Source organism: Synechococcus sp. R65.1 (genome assembly GCF_047461755.1).
Lineage (GTDB): Bacteria > Cyanobacteriota > Cyanobacteriia > Thermostichales > Thermostichaceae > Thermostichus.
This window is the reverse complement of sequence record NZ_JANSHU010000009.1, coordinates 31404-50424: the sequence shown is the minus strand read 5'-3', so window position 1 is coordinate 50424 and position 19021 is coordinate 31404. Positions and strand designations below refer to the sequence as shown.

Genomic DNA, 19021 nt, shown 5'->3' with positions numbered 1-19021 from the left:
GGCTAAGGGAAACTAGTAGTAGAGCAAACTTCGATCCTACAAACTCTAGGCTTGAGTTTTGAATCGATGTTGCCTCCCATTGTCCTGGCTTCGCAATCTCCTGCCCGGCGCCAACTGCTGGAAGCTGCCCGGATTCCTTTTCGCGTTCAACCCAGCTACTTTGACGAAAGCCAAATCAAGAGCTCAGATCCGGTGGAGCTCGTCCAGAAGCTGGCTTTGGCAAAAGCGGAAGTGGTGGCAGCCCAGCAGCGGGAGCCTGTCTTGGTTATCGGAGCGGACTCTGTCCTCTACCTCAATGGGGAGATCCTGGGTAAGCCGGCCAATGCCCTGGAGGCAGAGCGGCGCCTGCGCCAAATGCGGGGCGAGGTGGGAGAACTTTACACCGGCCATGCCTTGATTGACCTGAAGCAAAACCGCCGCCTCGTCCACTACGCCGTAACGCGGGTGTTTTTTGCCAAGCCCAGCGACGAGGAGATCCGCACCTACGTAGCCACCGGCGAGCCCCTGAACTGTGCCGGCTGTTTTGCCATCGATGGCCGTGGCAGCCTGTTCGTAGAGCGGATTGAAGGGTGCCCAGGCAACGTAATTGGGCTAAGCCTTCCTCTCTTGCGGCGCATGCTGCAGGAGTTGGGCTATTCCCTTACCGAAGCCTGGAACTAGCCATCTAGATGCCGCTTGAGCAGCTCGTTGGCCAGCTTAGGATCGGCCCGTCCTTGGGTTTTTTTCATCAACTGCCCAACAAAGTAGCCAAAGAGCTTGGTTTTGCCCCCCCGATACTGCTGCAGTTGCTCGGGGTTTTCCGCCAGCACCTCGGCAACGAGCTGCTCCAGTAGGCGGCTGTCGGAGATTTGGGTTAGGCCCTTAGCCTCCACTAGGGCCCGGGCTGAGCCGCCTTTTTCCAGTAGCTCTGGCAGGATTTCCTTAGCAATTTTGCTGGAAATGACCCCCTGCTCAATGAGGCCAATGAGCTCAGCTAGGGTTTCCGGCTTGAGGGCAATGTCGGGGTAGTCCAGCTTGTGGGTGTTGAGGTAGCTGGCGATATCGCTCATCATCCAGTTGGCGGCCGCCTTCGGGCTAGCGCCAGCCGCAACCACGGCCTCAAAGTACTCGGCAGTGGTGCGCTCATCGGTGAGGTAGCGGGAGTCGTATACCGAGAGGCCGTAGACTTCTTGGTAGCGGCGCCGCTTCAGGGCGGGGAGTTCCGGCAGCTCCGCCTGCCAGCGGGCTTTTTGCGCTTCGGTAATGCGAATGGGCGGCAGATCCGGCTCGGGGAAGTAGCGGTAGTCGCTGGATCCCTCCTTCCTGCGCATGCTGATGGTGCGCTGGCTGTTTTCCTCCCAGAGGCGGGTCTCCTGGACGATAGGCTCGCCCGCTTCCAAAGCCTTAACTTGGCGGTTGAACTCGTACTCAATGGCCCGCTGGATGGCGTTGAAGGAGTTCATGTTTTTAATTTCCACCTTCGTGCCAAAGGTTTGACTTCCCAGGGGGCGCACCGAGATGTTGACGTCGCAGCGCAGGGATCCCTCCTGTAGGTTGCCATCGCACAGCCCGGCATAGCGCAGGATGCGGCGCAGCTCCTGTACGTATTCCGCTGCTTCCTCGCCACTGCGGATGTCTGGCTCGCTGACGATCTCGATGAGGGGAACCCCCGCCCGGTTGAAATCCACTAGGGAATAGCTGGATCCCGCCAGGCGATCGCTGCCGGCATGCACCAATTTGCCCGCATCTTCTTCGATGTGCAAGCGGGTGATGCCAATGCGCTTGGTGCGGCCGTCGCTGAGCTGGATCTCGACCCAGCCGTGGGTAGCAAGGGGTAGGTCGTACTGAGAGATTTGGTAGTTCTTGGGCAAGTCGGGGTAGAAGTACTGCTTGCGGTCAAACTTGCTGTAGGGGGCAATGGTGCAATTCAAAGCCAAAGCGGCTTTGACGGCGTACTCGAGTACCTTTTCGTTGAGCACTGGCAGGGTGCCGGGCAGGCCCATGCAGACAGGGTCGATTTGGGTGTTCGGGGGAGCGCCGAAGGCCGTTGCGCTGCTGGAGAAGATCTTGGAGCGGGTGCTGAGCTGGCAGTGCACCTCCAGCCCGATCACCGCCTCGTATTGCACTTTGGCAGGAGCGGCAACCGTCATGGCCAAACGAGAAAAGTGGGTTTCCCCATTCTAGTGGGATCTCGCCAGCTGCTGGGATTAGACAGTGGGGCGGATCTCGAAGGTAGATAGGCCTTCCGGCAGCTCGGGCCGTTGCTCGATGGCCTCTACAACTGAGCCAGGGCTGCCCTGCTGGCACCAGCGCAGCATTGCCTCCACCGCCGCCGGGGATCCCTCGAAAACCGCCTCCACCCGGCCATCCCGCAAATTGCGCACCCAGCCGCCAACACCGGCCTTGCGAGCCATGGCCTCCGTGTAAGCCCGAAACCCCACTCCCTGCACTTGCCCACTGATCCAGACGTGAACGCGAACGGTGTTACTCATGTCGACAGGGATCCCTCCTCCGAGGTGCTGCGGGGTTCTGGAGCTGCTGGCGGCTCGGCTGGCTGGGCTGTGGCTTCTTTGGCCTGCTGCTCTAGGCGCTGCCAGAGAAAGTTGACAAGGGCAACCAGTCCCAGGATCCCCACCGAGATCCCGCAGGCGTACCCAATGGCTTGCCACAGCACAGGAGACATGGGCCAACCTTGCCTGTGCAGAAAGCCGCTCTGAAAGACCTACGAAACGCTCACAAACACTCCTATTTGCGATAGGGCAGTGTTTGTCGCGTCTCTGCTTTCTTCCTGCTTCTGCGACCCATGACTAGTGGCAGAGTTCACCCCTACCACCCCGCCAGAGGGATCTCCACAGGCGTCACTTCCCCGCGAGCTGCAGGTAGCCAGATACCACTGGACCAGGTTGAGGGCAGCGTTGAGGTCGCGGTCTAGCTCCAGACCACACCTTTCACACCGAAACACTCGCTGGCGTAGTGGTATCTTCTGTCGGTGCCCACAGCGAGAACACAGTTGGCTTGACGGGTAAAACTTGTCCGCCACAACCAACTGACAGCCGTAGAGTTGGGCCTTGTACTCTAGCTGTCGCCGTTCGCGATAGCAGGACGGAGTCCTCTCCCCGCTGGAGCAGGTGGCCAGGCGGTTCACACCCAAGTCCACCCCCACCACGTCTCCAGTCTTCTCCACCTGCAGAAGTGGGGCCTCGTACTTGAAGGAAATGTACCACCGCCCAGCCCGCAGGCTGATTACAACGTTCTTGGGGGTGGCAGTGGGGAGAATTTCCGCACAGCGCAACCAACCAAGGATAGGTACCTTGATGCGGTTGCCGGAAATGCGGATGCTGCCCTCCAAGTAGAAGCTGTCTCGCACCCCCTTACGCTTAAAGCGGGGAAACCTACCCTGCCCGCTCCGCCAGCGTTTGAGAGCTTGCTCCAAGTTGCGGAGAGCCTGCTGTGGGGCACACTTAGAAACCTCGTAGTACCAAGGGTTGGCTTTCTTGACCTCTGCCACTAAGCGCTTATGTAGGTCGTTCGCGGCAGCGGTGCGGAGCACTTTAGCTGTAGGCAGTTTTTGCTTGGCCTCAACAGCTTGCTTGCAGATAGCCAAGCCCCAGTTGTAGGCGTGGCGAGCCACCCCAGCATGCCGGGCTGCCAGGGTTCGCTGCTTGTTGTTGAGGGCCAACTGGGTTTTAAAGCCCAGCAGCATGGGACTAGAAGTGTTGGGTAGTTTGTTTGAGCTATTGTGAGTCTTTCGGCCTGCTGTTGTCTACCCCCTTCTGGCCTTATCAGAGGAGATAGCAGAGAGGGAGGCAACGCCTCCCAAGCTGGGCAAGATTGGGCACAATGGGAAAAAGTGTTTCTAGCAAGCAGTTGAGAAGCGGCCATGGCCCATAAACTCTGGATCAATGGCCAATGGGTCGACAGCCAAGGGGGAGACCTAATAGTCATCGAAAACCCGGCCACTGGCGAGAAATTGGCAGAAGTGGTGGACGCCAGCCCTGCTGATGTGGATCGGGCCGTGCAGGCTGCCCACACCGCTTTCTCCGATGGCCGTTGGTCCAAACTCACCCCTAGCGAGCGATCCCTGGCCCTCTGGAAACTGGCCGATCTCCTCGAAGCTCACGCCGCCGAACTGGCGCGTCTGGAGTCGGAAAACACTGGCAAGCCCTACGAGGCCGTCAGTTTGGGGGCGGATCTGCCCTTTGCGGTAGATAACTTGCGTTTCTTTGCCACTGCCGCCCGCGACGCCCATGGCCTCAGCGCCGGGGACTATGCCAAGGGCTACACCTCGCTCTTTCGCAAAGAGCCGGTGGGCGTGTGCGCGCAAATTACCCCCTGGAACTACCCCCTGCTGATGGCCATCTGGAAACTTGGCCCTGCGCTGGCAGCTGGCTGTACGGTGGTGCTCAAGCCCGCCCCTGTTACTCCCTTGACCACCCTGAAGCTGGCGGAACTGATTGCCGAGGCCGGGATCCCGCCGGGCGTGGTTAACATCGTTACTGGGGGCAATGCCACGGGTCAGGCCTTGGTGGAGCATCCCCTGGTGCGCATGGTCAGCTTTACTGGCTCCACCGCCACCGGCAAGCAGGTGATGCGCACGGCTGCCCACACCCTCAAGCGGGTGCATCTGGAACTGGGGGGCAAGGCCCCGTTTTTGGTTTTCGAAGATGCCGACGTGGAAACGGTGGCCGCCAAGGCTGCTTTTGCCGCCACCTTCAACAGCGGCCAGGACTGCACAGCAGCCACCCGCGTCTATGTGCACGAGAGCAAGCTGGCGCAGCTTCAAGAGGCCATTGTCGAGGCCATGCGCAACGTCAAGCTGGGATCCCCCTTTGAGCCGGGAGTGGAGATGGGACCCTTGATCTCGGCAGCCCAGCGGGAGCGGGTGATGGGATTCGTGGAGCGGGCCAAAGCCGAGGGAGCTAAGGTGCTGACTGGCGGGAGGATCCCTTCCCTACTGGATTGGGGATACTTCTACGAGCCCACGGTGATTACCCATGTCGATCAAAAAGCGGAGATTGTGCAGAGCGAGGTTTTTGGGCCAGTCCTCACCCTCAGCTCGTTCCGCGAGGACGAGGAAGCGCTACGCCTGGGCAATGACGTCCTATACGGGCTGGCGGCTTCTGTGTGGACTCAGGACATCGGACGAGCCCTGAAACTAGCCGCTGAGCTGGAAGCGGGCACCGTCTGGATTAACGACCACCTGCCCATGGCCTCAGAGGCTCCCCACGGCGGCTTCAAGCAGTCGGGCTTTGGCAAGGATCTCTCGGCAGAGGCCGTGCGAGAGTATCAAGCGACCAAGCATGTGATGATTGCTACTGGCTGAAATCTCGTTCGAGGAAGAGGCTAGCGGCAGCCGGTCGGCCATGCCTTGGGGAACTCCTCCAAGCGATAGACTTGGGTGTATCGCACCCCCTGTTCTCCGTTGTCGATGGCCACGTCCTACTTCTCAACCCCAGGATCCGCAACCCTAGCCCCTCCCCGCACTTTCCCTCTCACTGCCGTAGTCGGCCAGCAAACCGCCAAGCTGGCTCTGTTGTTAGCGGCGGTGGATCCCAGCTTGGGAGGGGTGGTGCTGGTGGGGCCGCGCGGCACAGCTAAGTCCGTCTTGGCCCGAGGCATTCACGCCCTCCTACCCCCCATTGAGGTCATTGCCGGCTCCTACTGCAACGACGATCCGGCACGGCCCGAGACGTGGTCGGACTGGGCCAAGACCCGCTACCCCCAGGGAACGACGCCCCCTACCCAGGTGATAGCTCCTCCCTTTGTCCAGGTGCCTTTGGGGGTGACGGAGGATCGGCTGCTGGGATCGGTAGATGTGGAGGCCTCGGTAAGGCAGGGGGAAACGGTTTTTCAGCCGGGGCTCTTGGCTGCCGCCCACCGGGGCGTGCTCTACGTAGACGACATCCACCTCTTGGATGAGGCCATCGTCAACCTGCTGCTGGCGGCGGTAGGGGAGGGGGTAAACCGCCTGGAGCGGGAAGGGCTGAGCCTGCAGCACCCCTGCCGGCCTCTTCTAGTGGCCACCTACAACCCCGAGGAGGGATCCCTGCGCCCCCACCTGCTGGATCGCCTGGCGCTGGTGGTGCCGGTGGGGCAGGAGCTGAGCCTGGAAGAACGCGGGGAAATTGTCCAGCGGGCAACGCAATTTGTCGATGCTCCCGAGCCCTTCTTAGCCAAGCACCAGCCAGAACTGGAAGAGATCCGCACCCGCATCCTCCTGGCGCGGGAGTGGCTGCCCCAGGTTAAGCCGCAGCGGGAACAGATCCACTACCTGGTGCAAGAGGCCCTCCGCGGCAACGTCCAAGGGCATCGAGGGGAGCAGTTTGCCCTGCGGGCTGCCTGCGCCCTGGCGGCTCTGGAGGGGCGGGATCGCCTGGTGGCTGAGGATTTGCAACAGGCCGTGCAACTGGTGCTGCTGCCCCGGGCCCGCTATAACCCCGATCCGCCACCTCCCCCTCCACCCCAATCCCAACAGCCGGATCCCCCGCCCAGCTCCTCCGACAACAGCGACCCAGAGGAGACGGATCCCCAGCCGCAAAGCCCCAGCCTGCCGCAGGAGTTTTTCTTCGATCCCGAGCAGGTGGCCCTCGACCCACGCCTCTTGGCCTTTGCCCAGTCCCTCACCCAACAGGGGAAAACGGGCTCCCGCAGCCTGGTGTTCAGCACCGACCGGGGCCGCTACGTCAAGCCCATCCTGCCCCGGGGAGCCAACCCCCGCATTGCCGTCGACGCCACCCTGCGAGCTGCTGCTCCCCACCAAAAAAGCCGCCGCCTGCGGCAGCCAGGGCGAACCGTTATTGTGGAACCTGGCGACATCCGCGCCAAGAAACTGGTGCGCAAGGCCGGGGCCCTTGTAATCTTCGTGGTGGACGCCTCTGGCTCCATGGCCCTCAACCGCATGCAAGCGGCCAAAGGCGCTGCCCTGCGCCTGCTGACTGAGGCCTACCAAAACCGGGACAAGGTCGCCCTCATCGCCTTCCGTGGGGAAACCGCCGAAGTGTTGCTGCCCCCCACCCGCTCCATTGAGCTGGCCCGCCGCCGCCTGGAATCCCTGCCCTGTGGCGGGGGATCCCCCCTGGCCCATGCCCTCACCCAAGCGGTGCGCCTGGGGGTGAACGCCCGCGCCAGCGGCGACGTGGGAGAGGTGCTGCTGGTGGCCCTTACCGATGGCCGGGCCAACATCCCCCTCAGCCGCTCGCTGGGACGGAGGGAGGGCGAGCCTGTTGACATCAAACAAGAGTTGCGGGAGATTGCCCTGCGCATCCGCGCCTTGGGGCTAAAGTTGCTCTTAATCGACTCGCAAAGCCGCTTCGCTGCAACTGGCTTTGGCGCTGAGCTGGCGGGCCTGGCGGGCGGACGCTACTTCCACCTCCCCCGGGCCAGTGACCAGAGGATTGCAGCCGTAGCCCGCTCGGCCCTTCGAGAGGAACGTAGCTCTCCCTAGGGAAGCCGCGCTTGTAACTTTTCTTAATGGCTTGGCTATGATCCCTGTAGGCGCTCCTCACCTTGCCCTATGGCCACAGGACTCCTGCCAGAGCTCTCTCTGCCCCATTCCATGCTCACTGACTGGGTCAGCCGAGGGGTGAGCGCTGCCATTCGTGCCCTTTTTAAGCAAGCCGGGCGGCTGGAGGCACGGGTGCGAGCAGAGCCGATGGCCAAATTGCTGCAAGGGCGCATCGACAGCTTCGAGCTGGTGGGCCAGAACTTGCAGATGTACAACGGCCTGCGGCTTTCGCTTCTGGAGCTATTTTGCAATGCCGTGGCCATCGATTTCAGCCAAATCTGGCAAGGGCGGATTAGACTGCGCCAGCCGGTGCAGGCTAGGATGCGGGTGGTGCTGAGCGAGGCGGATCTGGCGCAATCCTTCAACACCCCGTTTGTGCTGAACAAGCTGGCTCAGGCGGGGCAGGAAGGCCAGCCCCTGTCGTTTCATCAGGTAGAAGTGTGCATCACCCCCGAGCAGCGGTTGCAAGTGCGGGCCAAGGTGCAGCAAGGAGAAAGCAGGGTTTTTCGGGTGGGCTTCTCCGCCCGCGTTGAGGTGATAGAGCGCCGCCGCATCTGCTTGGCCGATCCGTTCTTTGAGGGCGATACAGAAGAGGGGCGCCTCCTAAGCCGCGCTTTGGTCGACCACCTGAATGCGCTCCTGGATTTGGACCGACTGGCCTTGCAAGGGAGCAAGCTGCAGGTAGATCGGGTGTGCCTCCAGCCTCAGCAGATGATCCTCTCCGGCAGCGCCATCCTGGTGCGGTTTCCCACTCGCCAACCCCAGCGGGAAAATGCTTGACAATCCTTCAGAGGGCGGGTACGCTCAAAGGCGGTGAGGAGTGAAGAGAAGAAGCCTCTGGGGTCGAAACACGGACAGACACCCAGGGGTTTTTTCATGACCTCTGAACCCACACCTCGACCCGCGAAGCTCTAGCCTTTAAACCCCGGGGGTGTTTTTGGTTCTCTTGCCCTGCTTGGTCAAAAAGCCTGCCTAGCCAGACAGCTCTTGGCGCAACTTGAGGAGACCTGGAAAGCTTTCCCGGAGTTTGGGGATGTCTTTTGCCAGCCCTCTTGACCGGTTTGCTCGTCTCTGGCCTAATTCAAGGCAAACCTCTCTCCCCTTCTCCCTTGAGATACTTCTGGCGACGTCGCTTTCCCCACAACCTGCGCACTCAGGTGGCGCTGGTCATTGCCAGCCTTTCCTTTGTCCCCAACCTGGTTTTCATCCTGTCGGTGCCGTGGATCCTGGCCGATAGGCAGCTCAGCAGTGAGGGATCCGCCCTGCTGCTGCTGTGGATCCCTTTGCTGGCGGTGCTATCGGCGCTGGCGGGCTATGCCTTGTCTTCCATGCTCTTGCGGCCCCTGACCTTGCTGGCCCGCGAGCTAGCTCACCTAGAAACCTTGATTAACCAGCCAGACCGCTGGACTTTGCTGCTCCGCCCAGGGGATCCTCAAGAGGTTTTGATCCTGCGGCAAGCCCTTGCCCACCTACTGCGCCAGATTCAAAGCAATCAAAGACAGCGAGAGGCCTTCACCGCCACTCTGGTGCACGATCTAAAGACTCCTCTCATCGCCTTTGGGCATCTGCTAGGCGCCCTCAAGCAGGAGCTGCCCTTGAGTCGTCAGGAGCGGCTAGCCCTGCTGGATCGCATGCTGGAGGAAAACCAACGCAACCTGGCGCTGGTGCAAAAAATGGTGGAGGTCTACCGCCTGGAGCGGGGGGAGATTGCCCTGCATCCCCGGCCCTGCGATCTCGGATCCCTGGCTCGGCGGGTAGCCAACCGCATGGGATCCCTGGCGCGAGAGCGGGGGATTGACCTGGGCGTGGAGGGAGAAGGCTGGGGCAACGCCGATGAGGCCGAGCTGGAGCGGGCGCTGGTGAATCTGGTGGACAATGCCCTGCGCTATGCCCGCCGCGCGGTGGTGCTGACCGTTGGCCCCCGCCAGATCCAGGTGCGGGATGATGGACCCGGCCTGCCAGCTCCCCTAGAAGATCTGGCCCAGCCCTACATTGCCCAGACCATTTCCATTGCCGGTCAGCACTATCCAACTGGCTTGGGAGGTCTGGGACTCTACATTGCCAAGCGCATCCTGGAGGCTCACGGAGGAGACCTGCGGCTGGTGGAGACGGGATCCCAAGGCACGACTCTGGCCCTGGTGCTGCCCTGATCTCCAACCCTGCCCGAGGTAGTCCCCCGCTTTGCGTTAGCAGGGCGGAGCGCTTGCAACTACTCGACAGGGCGGCCCCGATACATCAACCGGTACTTTGCTGGCTGGGTCTCAGCCTTTTGCTCTTGGCGTTCTTCTGCTGCCTCAGGCAGAGAAGAAACGGGCTTGCCACTCCCCAGACCTGCCTGCTCGAGAGCGGTATAGAGGGCTTGCACATCGATGGGAAGAGGCCAGCCGGCGGCTTTGTACACTTGCTCAAGGGAAGGGAGGATGTCGTCCGCCTCTGCCAAGCCTGGGATCATCTCTGCTGCTCCCTGGGAGATGGCCCAACGTCGCTCAGCAGGTTCGATGGGGCGCCGAGGATGGTGGGTGAGGATCACAGGGACAGCCGGGAGCCTGCTCCGGCACTCTCGGCAGAAGGCGTAGGGGTTAAAGAGTCCCGTTGTTATATCCACTACCATCAAGTCTAGGGGCTGGCATGGCGTTGCTGCCACTTCCGCCAGATCTGGCCGCGGCGAAATGAGCACCACCCTATGCTGCTGAGACTCCAGCGCCAACTTCCAGAGCTGCGCTTGGAAGGGCTGGCCCTGAGCTACCAGGACGGTCTTAGTCACGGCAAGGGGGAATACGTAAGCAAAATGGGAAGTCAAAACCTGTACCACTTAGCTTGCTTTCCTAGCCCTGCTTGCAGTGCAGAATAGCCTTGCCAAAGGGAGAAAGTAGTAGCTGGGTATACAGGCGCCGTGCCCCTCTTCTACCTTGCGAAAGCAGCTCTAGCGCCTGTCCGGCCCAGGCCAGCTAACTTCCCCTTCGGTTTCGGATTCCAGTTCGGCCTGTAGAGCCTGCCACTCCTCCGGCGAGAAAGAGCGGAGTTTCTCTTCAATTTGCTGCCTTTCGAAACTGGCCCACTGGGCCTTCAGAGTCATCTCGCCGCTTAGAACCCGCCTCAGGTAACTCACCGTCCAGCCCAGGCACCCCAGCATAAACGCCGCACTCGACACCTGCTGTGCCGTTCCCGTGTCTAGGCCGGCCCAAAGCAACAGACCGTAAAGAACGCCTCCCCCCAGCAGCAGGGCCAGGCCAATGCTGAGGATATCTCGTCTGCGCATAGCTCGAGGGCTCTAGAGGGAACGCGGCTTAGGCCGAAACGTCATGAAGGGGGCTACCAACACCATGCCGGGGAAGAAAAACAAGACCAGGAAAAACATCAACACCTTTTCCCAGGCGCCGCTGCAGTTCCAGCGCTTGTCCACGTACACCAAAGACAAAAACGGCAGCACCAGCAGGTAAAGAGCTGCTAGAGCACCATAAGTTGCCCAAACTAGCCAGGTGGTAGAAGCCATGGTGAGCTTGCCCCAGAACCTAGTACTGCCCATTCTACTCTTGGGAGAGGTCGCCAGCTCAAGGCTGCCTACAGGCTGGCGCTAATGGCCCCAACCGGGCAGGTGGGAATGCACTGTTCGCACATGACGCAGCGGTTGCGCCGGAACTCTAGCTTCCAGTCAGGAGCTGAAATCTTCAGGGCTTCGGTAGGGCAGACTCCCGTGCACAAGCCGCAGTCTACACACAAATCCGGGTCAATCTGAATTTCCTTGGTCTGGTCAGCCACCTCGATCCCCAGCGACTGCACCCACTCCAGCCCTGCTTCCACTTGGTCGATATCTCCGGAGAGCTCCACCACGAGGGTGCCCACTTCATTGGGACTGACCCTAGCGCGCAGGATGTTGGCCGCCACGTCGAAGTCTTTGGCCAGGCGGTAGGTAACAGGCACATTCACCAAGTGCCGCGGGAAGATCAACGTTACTCGTTTGCGCACGGAATCTCAGACTGTGGGTTGAGCATTGGCCAGGAAGCCTCGCTTTTCAGTATGGCAAGGCCTCTTCCTGCAGGGGTAGAACCTCTCCGGTTGGAAGCTCCAAGAGGTACCCCGGAGCCTGCCACAATAGGAGCAGAGCGTTCTTTGAACCCCATGGACTCAGCCCGGCCCTGCCTCAACTCCGAGCACTACCGACAGATGTTGGTGCGCGATGGCGAGCGGCGCTTCCGCGAGTGGCACACCGCTTTTCTCAACTACCAGCGGCAATTTTTACGCGAGATGGAGCGACTGCGTCTTCGGTATTCTTCAAATCGCTAGGTAATGCCTACGGCTATCCCTTCGGTCTCTTCTTGCCCCGACTCTTCCCTCCGCCAGGAAACCTTGGAACTGTTGGAGTGGCCCCGCCTCTGTCAGCAGCTAGCCACTTTTGCGGCTACACCTCTGGGCCGTCGCGCCTGTCTGGAGCTGGATCCCTGGCGTAGCCGCGAGGAGAGCGAGGCCTACCTTGACCAGACCGAGGAAGCTATACGGCTGGATCGCAGCCAGCCGGGAGGGGTTTCCCTGGAGGGGATCCACAACTTGCTGCCGGCCCTGGAACGGGTCGAACGAGGGGGTGTCCTGAGCGGGGAAGAGCTGATCCAGATTGCCACAACCCTGGGAACTGCTCGCCGCCTTCGTCGCCTCATCGATGAGCAGGAGCACCTACCCCGCCTGCAGGAGTGGGTGAGCAGCCTGCGCACCTACCCTGAGCTGGAGCAGGAGATCTTCCGCTGTCTGGACGAGCACGGCGAGGTGAGAGATAGCGCCAGCCCAGCCCTTGCCGACCTGCGCCGTCAGCACCGCCTTTTTCGCAGCCAGATCCAGGAACGCCTGCAAGAGGTGATGAGCCAGTGCCCACAGGCGCTGCAGGATACCCTGATTGGCCAGCGGCAGGGACGTTTTGTGGTGATGGTGAAGGCCACCCACCGGGATCTCATCCGCGGCCTTGTCCACGACAGCTCTGCCAGTGGGGCTACCCTCTATGTAGAGCCTTATGCGGTGGTGGAGCTGGGCAACCGCTTGCGAGAAACCGAGGCTCGCCTCCGGGCGGAGGAGGAGCGAATCTTGGCGGCGCTCTCGGCCCAGGTGGGAGCCGTGGCTGCCGACTTGGAGCACCTGCAAGCGGTGATGGTGAGGCTGGAGGTAGCCCTGGCTCGCGCCCGCTATAGCCTTTGGTTGGAGGGCAACCGTCCGCAGTTTGTTGCCGGTGGATTGCGCCTGCGCCGGGTTAGACACCCTTTGCTGTGGTGGCAGGCCCGTCAAGAGGGCAAGGGCCTAGAAGTGGTGCCCATCGATTTCACCCTCCCCGAGTCTATTCGTGCTGTGGTCATCACTGGCCCTAACACCGGTGGCAAAACCGTTGCCTTGAAGACGCTGGGCCTGTTGGTGCTGATGGCCAAAGCAGGGATCTTCCTGCCAGCTCAAGATCCGCCCCAACTGCCTTGGTTTGACGGGGTCTATGCCGACATCGGTGACGAGCAATCGTTGGAGCAAAACCTCTCCACTTTTTCCGGCCACATCCATCGGATTAGCCGCATTGTGCAAGCTCTGCAATCCAGTCCAGCGCCGGCCCTTGTTCTGCTGGACGAGGTGGGGGCGGGCACGGATCCCACCGAAGGCGCTGCCCTAGCGGCTGGGCTATTGGAGTATCTCTCGGAAAAGGCCCTGCTGACTCTGGCCACCACCCACTACGGCGAGCTGAAGGCCCTCAAGTACCAGCACCCCGGCTTTGAAAATGCCGCGGTGGAGTTTGACGAGGCCACCCTGGCCCCTACCTATCGCCTGTTGTGGGGGATCCCGGGCCGCTCCAACGCCTTGACCATTGCCCAGCGGCTGCAGTTGGATCCGGAGATCCTGCGGCGGGCCCAGCGGCGTCTGCAGGGAGAAAGCCAAGTGGATAAGGTCATCGCTGGGTTGGAAGCGCAGCGGGCTCAATTGGAAGAGCGGGCGGCCCAGGTGGGATCCCTGCACCAAGAGCTAGAGACCCTCTACCGCCAAATGCAAGAGCGCAGCCGGCGGCTGGCCGAGCGAGAGGCCCAACTGGAGTACCAGCAGCGCCAGGGGCTGGAAACTCTGCTGGCTGCTGCCCGCCAAGAAGTGGCTGCCGCCATTCGCAAGCTGCAACAGGGGGACGCTCCTCACCAAGTAACCGCCCATCTCGAGCAAATCCGCAAGCGCTACTTGCCGGCACCTCAACCTGTGGACACGGAGTTTGTGCCGGAGGTGGGGGATCGGGTGCGGCTGCGGGGGCTGGGACAAACGGGAGAGGTCATTGCCGTCGAAGGAGAGGTGTATGTGGTGCGCAGCGGCCTCCTCAAGTTCACCGTGCCAAGGGCCCAGTTGGATCCCCTCGATGAACACCAGGCTAAGCAGCGCCAACGCCCCAAGGCCCCACCTCCCCCGCCACCAGCCACCGCCCCCCTTAACCTGCGCACCAGCCACAACACCCTTGATCTAAGGGGGAAAACCGTGGCTGAGGCCGAGGCTATTCTCGAAGCGCACTTGGCCCAGGCACCTCCTGGTCCCGTTTGGATCATCCACGGCCACGGCACAGGTCGCCTCAGGGCGGGTATCCGGGCCTATCTCCAAAATCACCCGCGCGTTCAGAGTTTTGCCGCGGCGGCTCCCCAGGAGGGAGGAAGCGGCGTAACCGTGGCCCAGTTGCGCTAGCAAGGAGCAGGCGGATCTCTCAAGCCGCTAGCGGAGCTCGATACTCTCAGGCCTTTGCTTATCAACGGAATCTTCCCCTGCCCCCCAAAACGGCTACCCTCAGAGCAGCTAGGCGAACTCTCAGCTCCTGGAGCAACCTCAGAACAAAAGGTTACAAAGGGGATAAAGGTAAGCCCTGTTGCCCCAGAAGTAGCAGCTCTGGGGAAAGCTTAGGGCGAACCCAACGCCTCTGTCGGTATTTTGCAGCTTTCCTTGCCAGGCAGTCCACCCCAGCGAGGTTAATTAAATTGTCAAAAAGTCAAAAATTATCAATTCACCAATACGAAGCGTTAGGTAGACTAAAGGTTCATTTAGATTGGTATCTCAGTCCTCAACGGGAATCTACCGGTTGCTTGGCAGTCTGCTTTGAGATACGGGTTAACCAGATTCTTTTGAGCGGCCATGAAACTTGAACTGACTCCCCGCCAGCGGAAGATCCTCTGGGCGACAGTGCGCAGCTACATTGCAACGGCTGAACCTGTCGGCTCCAAGACTTTGGCTCAGTCGTATAACTTTGGGGTAAGCACAGCCACCATTCGCAACGACTTAGCCACCCTTGAGCAGGCGGGGTTGCTGTTCCAGCCCCACACCTCTGCCGGTCGGATCCCTTCTGACTTTGGCTATCGGGTTTATGTCAACGATTTGTTGACCTCCGTCGGCATGGAGGGGATCCCCGACGACGCTCCCCAGCCGGAGCCCCACCCTGCGCTGCAGCGGCTGTTGGATCAGGTTAGTCGCGAGCTGGGAGACGACCTCGACAGTTTCCTCCAGAGGGTGGCGCAGCTTCTGGCCCACGTGAGCGGCTGCATTGCCCTCATCACCCCCCCTCAGGGGCCCCTTGTAGCCATTCACCACGTGCAGCTGCTGTCGGTAGGGCCGGGACGGGTGATGGTGGTGGTGGTTACCGATTCCTACCAAGCCCATTCAGCCCTGGTCAGCCCACCGGCATGGCCCGACAGCCGCTATGAGGATTTGGAAGACGAGCTGCAGCTACTGAGCAACTTTCTCACCCTCAAGCTGCGGGGCAAGACTTTTGCCGAGCTGCAGGATCTGAGCTGGCTAAAGCTAGACGAAGAGTTTCGCGCCTACAGCCAGTGGCTGCAGCAACTGCTGCGCTCAGTGGTCCAGCGCTACCTGCGGCCCTCTTTGGGGCCTGTGTTTAGCGCAGGCATGACAGAGCTGATGCGGCAGCCAGAGTTTTCTCAGACCCAACGGGTGCAAGCGGTGGCCCAGTTGATTGAGGCGGGATCCGAGCAACTGCAAGGGATGATTGGGCTCTATACTGCCAGCCCCCCAGATTGCCAGATCTCTAGCGAGGCTACTCCTTCTGCCCCGCCCTCCTCTAGCGATCCCTTCCACACCATCCCCGTGGTCATCTACATTGGCAGCGAGAATCCGCTGGAGTCTCTGCGCCACTGCACGGTTATCACCTCAGTCTACCGCCGTCGCTCGGCGCCGCTGGGGACGGTTACCGTGCTGGGGCCAACGCGGATGGCCTACGAGCGGAGCATTGCAGCGGTGCAGACGGTGGCCTCCCATCTCACGCGGGCTCTGGCCTAGGAAGTCTAGGTGCAAGTTCCCAAGAGCAATCGCCCACCGTGGCCAGACTCTCCCCTCTTCACCTACGCGTTCAGTGTGCCATCCGCGAGCGGCAACTGCTGCGCCCCGGCCAGCGGCTGTTGGTGGCCCTTTCCGGCGGGCAAGATTCTTTCTGTCTGCTCCAGATCCTGCGCGATCTGCAGAGGCGCTGGAACTGGCAGATCTTTGTCCTGCACTGTAACCACCGCTGGTCGGAGGATGAAACGGCGTGTGCTTGCTTTTTGCAAGAGTGGCTGCAGCAGCAGGGCCTGCCTCATGCCATTGAAACTGCCGATCCCATCCGCTGGGATGAGGCGGGGGCCCGAGTTTGGCGCTACCAACAGCTGGACAAATGGGCGCGCACCTGGAATTGCGAGGCAGTGGTTACGGGACACACCGCCAGTGACCGCGCGGAGACGTTCTTGTGGAACCTGCTGCGGGGCACAGGGGCAGCTGGGCTAGCTAGCCTGGATTGGCGGCGGCGTTTGGACGAGCGGGATCCCTTCTCGGCCTGGCTGGTGCGGCCTCTCCTAGGCCTTTTCCGGTGGGAAACAGAGGAGTTTTGCCGGCAGTACCAGCTGCCGGTCTGGCCGGATCGCAGCAATCAAGATTTGGCGCACGGACGCAACCGGCTCCGCCTGGAGGTGATACCCTATCTCAAGCAGCACCTCAATCCCCAGGTGGAAAAAGCTCTGAACCGGGCCGCCATCTTGTTACAAGCAGAACATGAACTGGTGGTGGCCCAAGCCGCCCAGCTATGGCCGCAGGTGTATGAGCCGGCCCTGCCGGGGTTGCGGCGGGATCCCTTGCGAGCTGCTCCCCTTGCGCTGCAGCGGCAAGTCCTGTTTCAGTTCTTGTCCTTGCTGCTCCCCCATCACCCCACCTTTGAGCAGGTGGAAGCCGGGGTCCGGCTCCTCAAAGCAGGTCGCCGCAGCCGCAGCCCCGACTACCCCGGCGGTGGCTGGCTGGAGGTGAAGGAAGAGTACTTGGCTTGGGTTTCTCGCCCTTGCGCTTAACAGCAGCGCTAAAGCGCCCCGGAGCCACCCTGGCTTTCCTGCAAGCTGGCTACAGCCATGAGCATGCCCCGCGCTTTGTTCAAACATTCTTGGTACTCCCGCTCCGGCTCCGAGTCGGCCACAATGCCCGCCCCCGCCTGCACACTCACCTGGCCGCGGTGAACCAGGAGGGTGCGGATGGTGATGGCGGTGTTCAGTTGGCCGGCAAAGTCGTAGTAGCCGTAGGCGCCAGCGTAGGGGCCGCGGCGGCACCCTTCCAGTTCGTGGATAATCTGCATGGCGCGGATCTTAGGAGCGCCGGTAACTGTGCCCGCAGGAAAGGTGGCCCGCAGCAGATCCCAGGCGCTGTAGCGAGGATCCAACTGCCCTACCACGTTGCTGACAATGTGCATCACATGGCTGTAGCGCTCAATCTGCATCAGGTCGTCCACCTGCACGGATCCCAGGCGGCAGACCCGGCCTAGGTCGTTGCGGGCCAAGTCCACCAGCATCACATGTTCCGCCCGCTCCTTGGGATCCGCCAACAGCTCCTGCTCCAACTGGCAGTCTTCGGCAGGGGTAGCGCCGCGAGGGCGGGTGCCAGCAATGGGGCGAACGGTGGCAAGGCGCTCTTCCCCAACGCGGCTGAGCTTGACCATCACCTCTGGGCTGGAGCCGACAAGGCAAAGATCGCCAAACTGCAGAAATGCCATGTAGGGAGAGGGGTTAATGAGCCGCAGGGAGCGATAAAGCCGGAAGGGATCGCCGGCAAAGGGAGTGGTGAAGCGCTGCGAGAGCACAACCTGAAAGATCTCGCCGGCGCGGATGTATTCTTTGGCCCGCTCCACGGCCTGGCAGTAGGCGTCGCGGCTGAGCGTGCTGGGAGGGATCTGATCCGGCAGGTGGGGCTTCCAGTTGAGGCTGAGGTGGGATAGGGCCAGGGGGGCGCTGAGCTGGTGCACCAACTTTTCCACCCGCTGGCAGGCTTGGGCGTAGGCCTGCTCCGCCGGCTGCTGGCGCGTGTCGGCAAAGGCCACCACCCAGATCTTGCGCTTGACCTGGTCGAAGATGAGGATGCTGTCCACCTGCATCAGGATGGCGTCGGGAGGGTCCTCTGGTTGCAGGGGATAGATGGGCACCTTGGGCTCAATCCAGCGGATGAGCTCATAGCCCCAGTAGCCAAAGAGCCCGCCAATGCTGCTGGGCAACTCCGGCAGGTGCACCGGCTCATAGGGCTCTAGGCAGCGGGCCAAGATGGCGAAGGGATCCCCCCGATGCTGCTCCCGATGCCCATCGCGGTGGATTTGCCAAGCCTGATCCCCGCGCACCTCCAGCACCCACTGGGGATCGCAGCCGAGGAAGCTGTAGCGGGCCACCTGTTCCCCTCCCTCCACTGATTCCAGCAGAAAGTTGTAGGGCTGCCCGGCGCAGACGCGGTACCAGGCAGAGACAGGCGTTTCCAAATCCGCCACCCATTCCTGGTACACCGGGATGAAGTTGCCCTGACCCGTGAGGGCAAGAAACTCTTTCAGGGGAGGGTAAATCATGGCTTGCCAGGTGGGATCCCTGCTTTCCCCGACTGTATCCCACAGTGGATCCCTGGCAACAGGGCCGGAAACCACTAAGCTAGGAGCGGCTCTACTCTTGGGAAATCTTGGCCATGCAAATCCCATCGCAAGTCCTCCGCGAGCGCCTGCGCTTTCAGGGCCACAAGTACACCTTCGTCAGCCAGCGTCTGCGCTTTCCCAACGGCACAGAGGGGGAGCGGGAGTACCTCATCCACCCCGGGGGCGTGGTGGCTGTGCCAGTGACTGCCGAGGGCAAGTTTGTCTGCATTCGCCAGTATCGCTTTGCCGTCGCCTCCTACCTTTATGAATTTCCAGCGGGTACGGTCGAGCCGGGAGAACATCCAGACGAAACCATTCGCCGCGAGCTGGAGGAAGAAACCGGTCTGCGGGCCCACCGCTGGGATTCACTTGGCCAGTTTTATCTCTGCCCCGGCTATTCCAGCGAGATTATGTACGCCTATCTGGCGCGGGATCTGGAAGTGCTGGACTCTCCTCCGGCAAGGGATGAAGACGAAGACATTACTGTTGTCGAGTTTTCCCCGGCTGAACTTACAGAGAAAGCTCGTTTTGGCCTCGATTTGGACAGCAAATCCATTGCCTGCTTTTGGCGGGCTCAGCTGTTTTTGGCCTCGGAAAAGGGGGTCAGTGCCGCTGGGAGCTAATCCCCCGCAGCGAAAGAGGAG

At 61.3% G+C, this 19021-nt stretch carries 19 protein-coding genes; 10 read left to right on the top strand and 9 right to left on the bottom strand.

From position 1 onward, the window contains the following. Nucleotides 1–66: 66 nt before the first annotated feature. A complete protein-coding gene (locus NW814_RS05810; RefSeq protein ID WP_414405548.1) occupies nucleotides 67–660 on the top strand; it encodes a Maf family protein in 594 nt (197 codons plus the stop codon). Here the strand turns inward: NW814_RS05810 and gatB are convergent. Genes gatB through NW814_RS05790 form a run of 4 tightly spaced genes read right to left on the bottom strand, consistent with a single transcriptional unit; the run spans nucleotide 657 to nucleotide 3682 of the window. Next, nucleotides 657–2129 carry an Asp-tRNA(Asn)/Glu-tRNA(Gln) amidotransferase subunit GatB gene (gene gatB / locus NW814_RS05805; protein ID WP_414405581.1) on the bottom strand — a complete coding sequence of 491 codons (1473 nt, stop codon included), beginning with the start codon at nucleotides 2127–2129 and terminating at the stop codon, nucleotides 657–659. The genes NW814_RS05810 and gatB overlap by 4 nt on opposite strands. A gap of 57 nt (nucleotides 2130–2186) precedes the next feature. After that, nucleotides 2187–2471: an acylphosphatase gene (locus tag NW814_RS05800; protein WP_414393525.1), complete on the bottom strand. Its 285-nt coding sequence runs from the start codon at nucleotides 2469–2471 to the stop codon at nucleotides 2187–2189. Continuing rightward, on the bottom strand, nucleotides 2468–2662 hold the full coding sequence (locus tag NW814_RS05795) for a hypothetical protein (RefSeq protein WP_414393524.1): 195 nt from the start codon (nucleotides 2660–2662) through the stop codon (nucleotides 2468–2470). The genes NW814_RS05800 and NW814_RS05795 overlap by 4 nt, the downstream gene beginning before the upstream one ends. Nucleotides 2663–2701: 39 nt before the next feature. Then, nucleotides 2702–3682, bottom strand: a complete 981-nt coding sequence (locus NW814_RS05790; RefSeq protein WP_414405547.1) for an RNA-guided endonuclease InsQ/TnpB family protein — start codon at nucleotides 3680–3682, stop codon at nucleotides 2702–2704. A 177-nt stretch (nucleotides 3683–3859) separates the two neighbouring features. On the opposite strand from NW814_RS05790, the gene NW814_RS05785 reads away from it, so the two are divergent. The 4 genes from NW814_RS05785 to NW814_RS05770 all read left to right on the top strand — a co-directional run bounded on the left by NW814_RS05785 (nucleotide 3860) and on the right by NW814_RS05770 (nucleotide 9633). Continuing rightward, nucleotides 3860–5302: a gamma-aminobutyraldehyde dehydrogenase gene (locus NW814_RS05785; protein ID WP_414405546.1), complete on the top strand. Its 1443-nt coding sequence runs from the start codon at nucleotides 3860–3862 to the stop codon at nucleotides 5300–5302. 105 nt (nucleotides 5303–5407) lie between these two features. Beyond that, a complete protein-coding gene (gene bchD / locus NW814_RS05780) occupies nucleotides 5408–7423 on the top strand; it encodes a magnesium chelatase ATPase subunit D (protein WP_414405545.1) in 2016 nt (671 codons plus the stop codon). 69 nt (nucleotides 7424–7492) lie between these two features. Continuing rightward, a complete protein-coding gene (locus NW814_RS05775) occupies nucleotides 7493–8263 on the top strand; it encodes a DUF2993 domain-containing protein (protein WP_414405544.1) in 771 nt (256 codons plus the stop codon). Nucleotides 8264–8523: 260 nt separating this feature from the next. Then, nucleotides 8524–9633, top strand: a complete 1110-nt coding sequence (locus NW814_RS05770; protein ID WP_414393516.1) for a sensor histidine kinase — start codon at nucleotides 8524–8526, stop codon at nucleotides 9631–9633. Between the two features lie 59 nt (nucleotides 9634–9692). Here the strand turns inward: NW814_RS05770 and NW814_RS05765 are convergent, their stop codons facing one another. The 4 genes from NW814_RS05765 to NW814_RS05750 form a co-directional block, all read right to left on the bottom strand. Beyond that, nucleotides 9693–10295, bottom strand: a complete 603-nt coding sequence (locus NW814_RS05765; protein WP_414405543.1) for a response regulator — start codon at nucleotides 10293–10295, stop codon at nucleotides 9693–9695. 111 nt (nucleotides 10296–10406) lie between these two features. Next, nucleotides 10407–10742, bottom strand: a complete 336-nt coding sequence (locus tag NW814_RS05760) for a DUF3007 family protein (protein ID WP_414393513.1) — start codon at nucleotides 10740–10742, stop codon at nucleotides 10407–10409. A gap of 12 nt (nucleotides 10743–10754) precedes the next feature. Further along, the gene (gene ndhL, locus NW814_RS05755; RefSeq protein ID WP_414393511.1) at nucleotides 10755–10976 is read right to left on the bottom strand and encodes an NAD(P)H-quinone oxidoreductase subunit L; all 222 of its coding nucleotides are present in this window, start codon (nucleotides 10974–10976) and stop codon (nucleotides 10755–10757) included. Between the two features lie 68 nt (nucleotides 10977–11044). Further along, on the bottom strand, nucleotides 11045–11449 hold the full coding sequence (locus tag NW814_RS05750; RefSeq protein ID WP_414393509.1) for an NIL domain-containing protein: 405 nt from the start codon (nucleotides 11447–11449) through the stop codon (nucleotides 11045–11047). 144 nt (nucleotides 11450–11593) lie between these two features. Between NW814_RS05750 and NW814_RS05745 the strand changes: the two genes are divergently transcribed. The 4 genes from NW814_RS05745 (at nucleotide 11594) to tilS (ending at nucleotide 16791) form a co-directional block, all read left to right on the top strand. Further along, nucleotides 11594–11767, top strand: a complete 174-nt coding sequence (locus NW814_RS05745; protein ID WP_414405582.1) for a hypothetical protein — start codon at nucleotides 11594–11596, stop codon at nucleotides 11765–11767. A gap of 63 nt (nucleotides 11768–11830) precedes the next feature. Continuing rightward, nucleotides 11831–14158 (top strand): endonuclease MutS2, encoded by a 2328-nt coding sequence (locus tag NW814_RS05740; RefSeq protein ID WP_414405542.1) that lies wholly within the window; start codon nucleotides 11831–11833, stop codon nucleotides 14156–14158. Nucleotides 14159–14599: 441 nt separating this feature from the next. Next, entirely contained in the window at nucleotides 14600–15757 is a 1158-nt protein-coding gene (gene hrcA, locus NW814_RS05735; protein WP_414405541.1) for a heat-inducible transcriptional repressor HrcA, read from the top strand. Nucleotides 15758–15795: 38 nt separating this feature from the next. Continuing rightward, nucleotides 15796–16791: a tRNA lysidine(34) synthetase TilS gene (gene tilS, locus NW814_RS05730; protein WP_414405540.1), complete on the top strand. Its 996-nt coding sequence runs from the start codon at nucleotides 15796–15798 to the stop codon at nucleotides 16789–16791. A gap of 8 nt (nucleotides 16792–16799) precedes the next feature. Here tilS and trpE read toward each other — a convergent pair whose 3' ends face one another. Further along, nucleotides 16800–18317 (bottom strand): anthranilate synthase component I, encoded by a 1518-nt coding sequence (gene trpE, locus NW814_RS05725; protein ID WP_414405539.1) that lies wholly within the window; start codon nucleotides 18315–18317, stop codon nucleotides 16800–16802. Nucleotides 18318–18430: 113 nt separating this feature from the next. On the opposite strand from trpE, the gene NW814_RS05720 reads away from it, so the two are divergent. Beyond that, a complete protein-coding gene (locus NW814_RS05720; RefSeq protein WP_414405538.1) occupies nucleotides 18431–19000 on the top strand; it encodes an NUDIX hydrolase in 570 nt (189 codons plus the stop codon). Nucleotides 19001–19021: the final 21 nt, after the last annotated feature.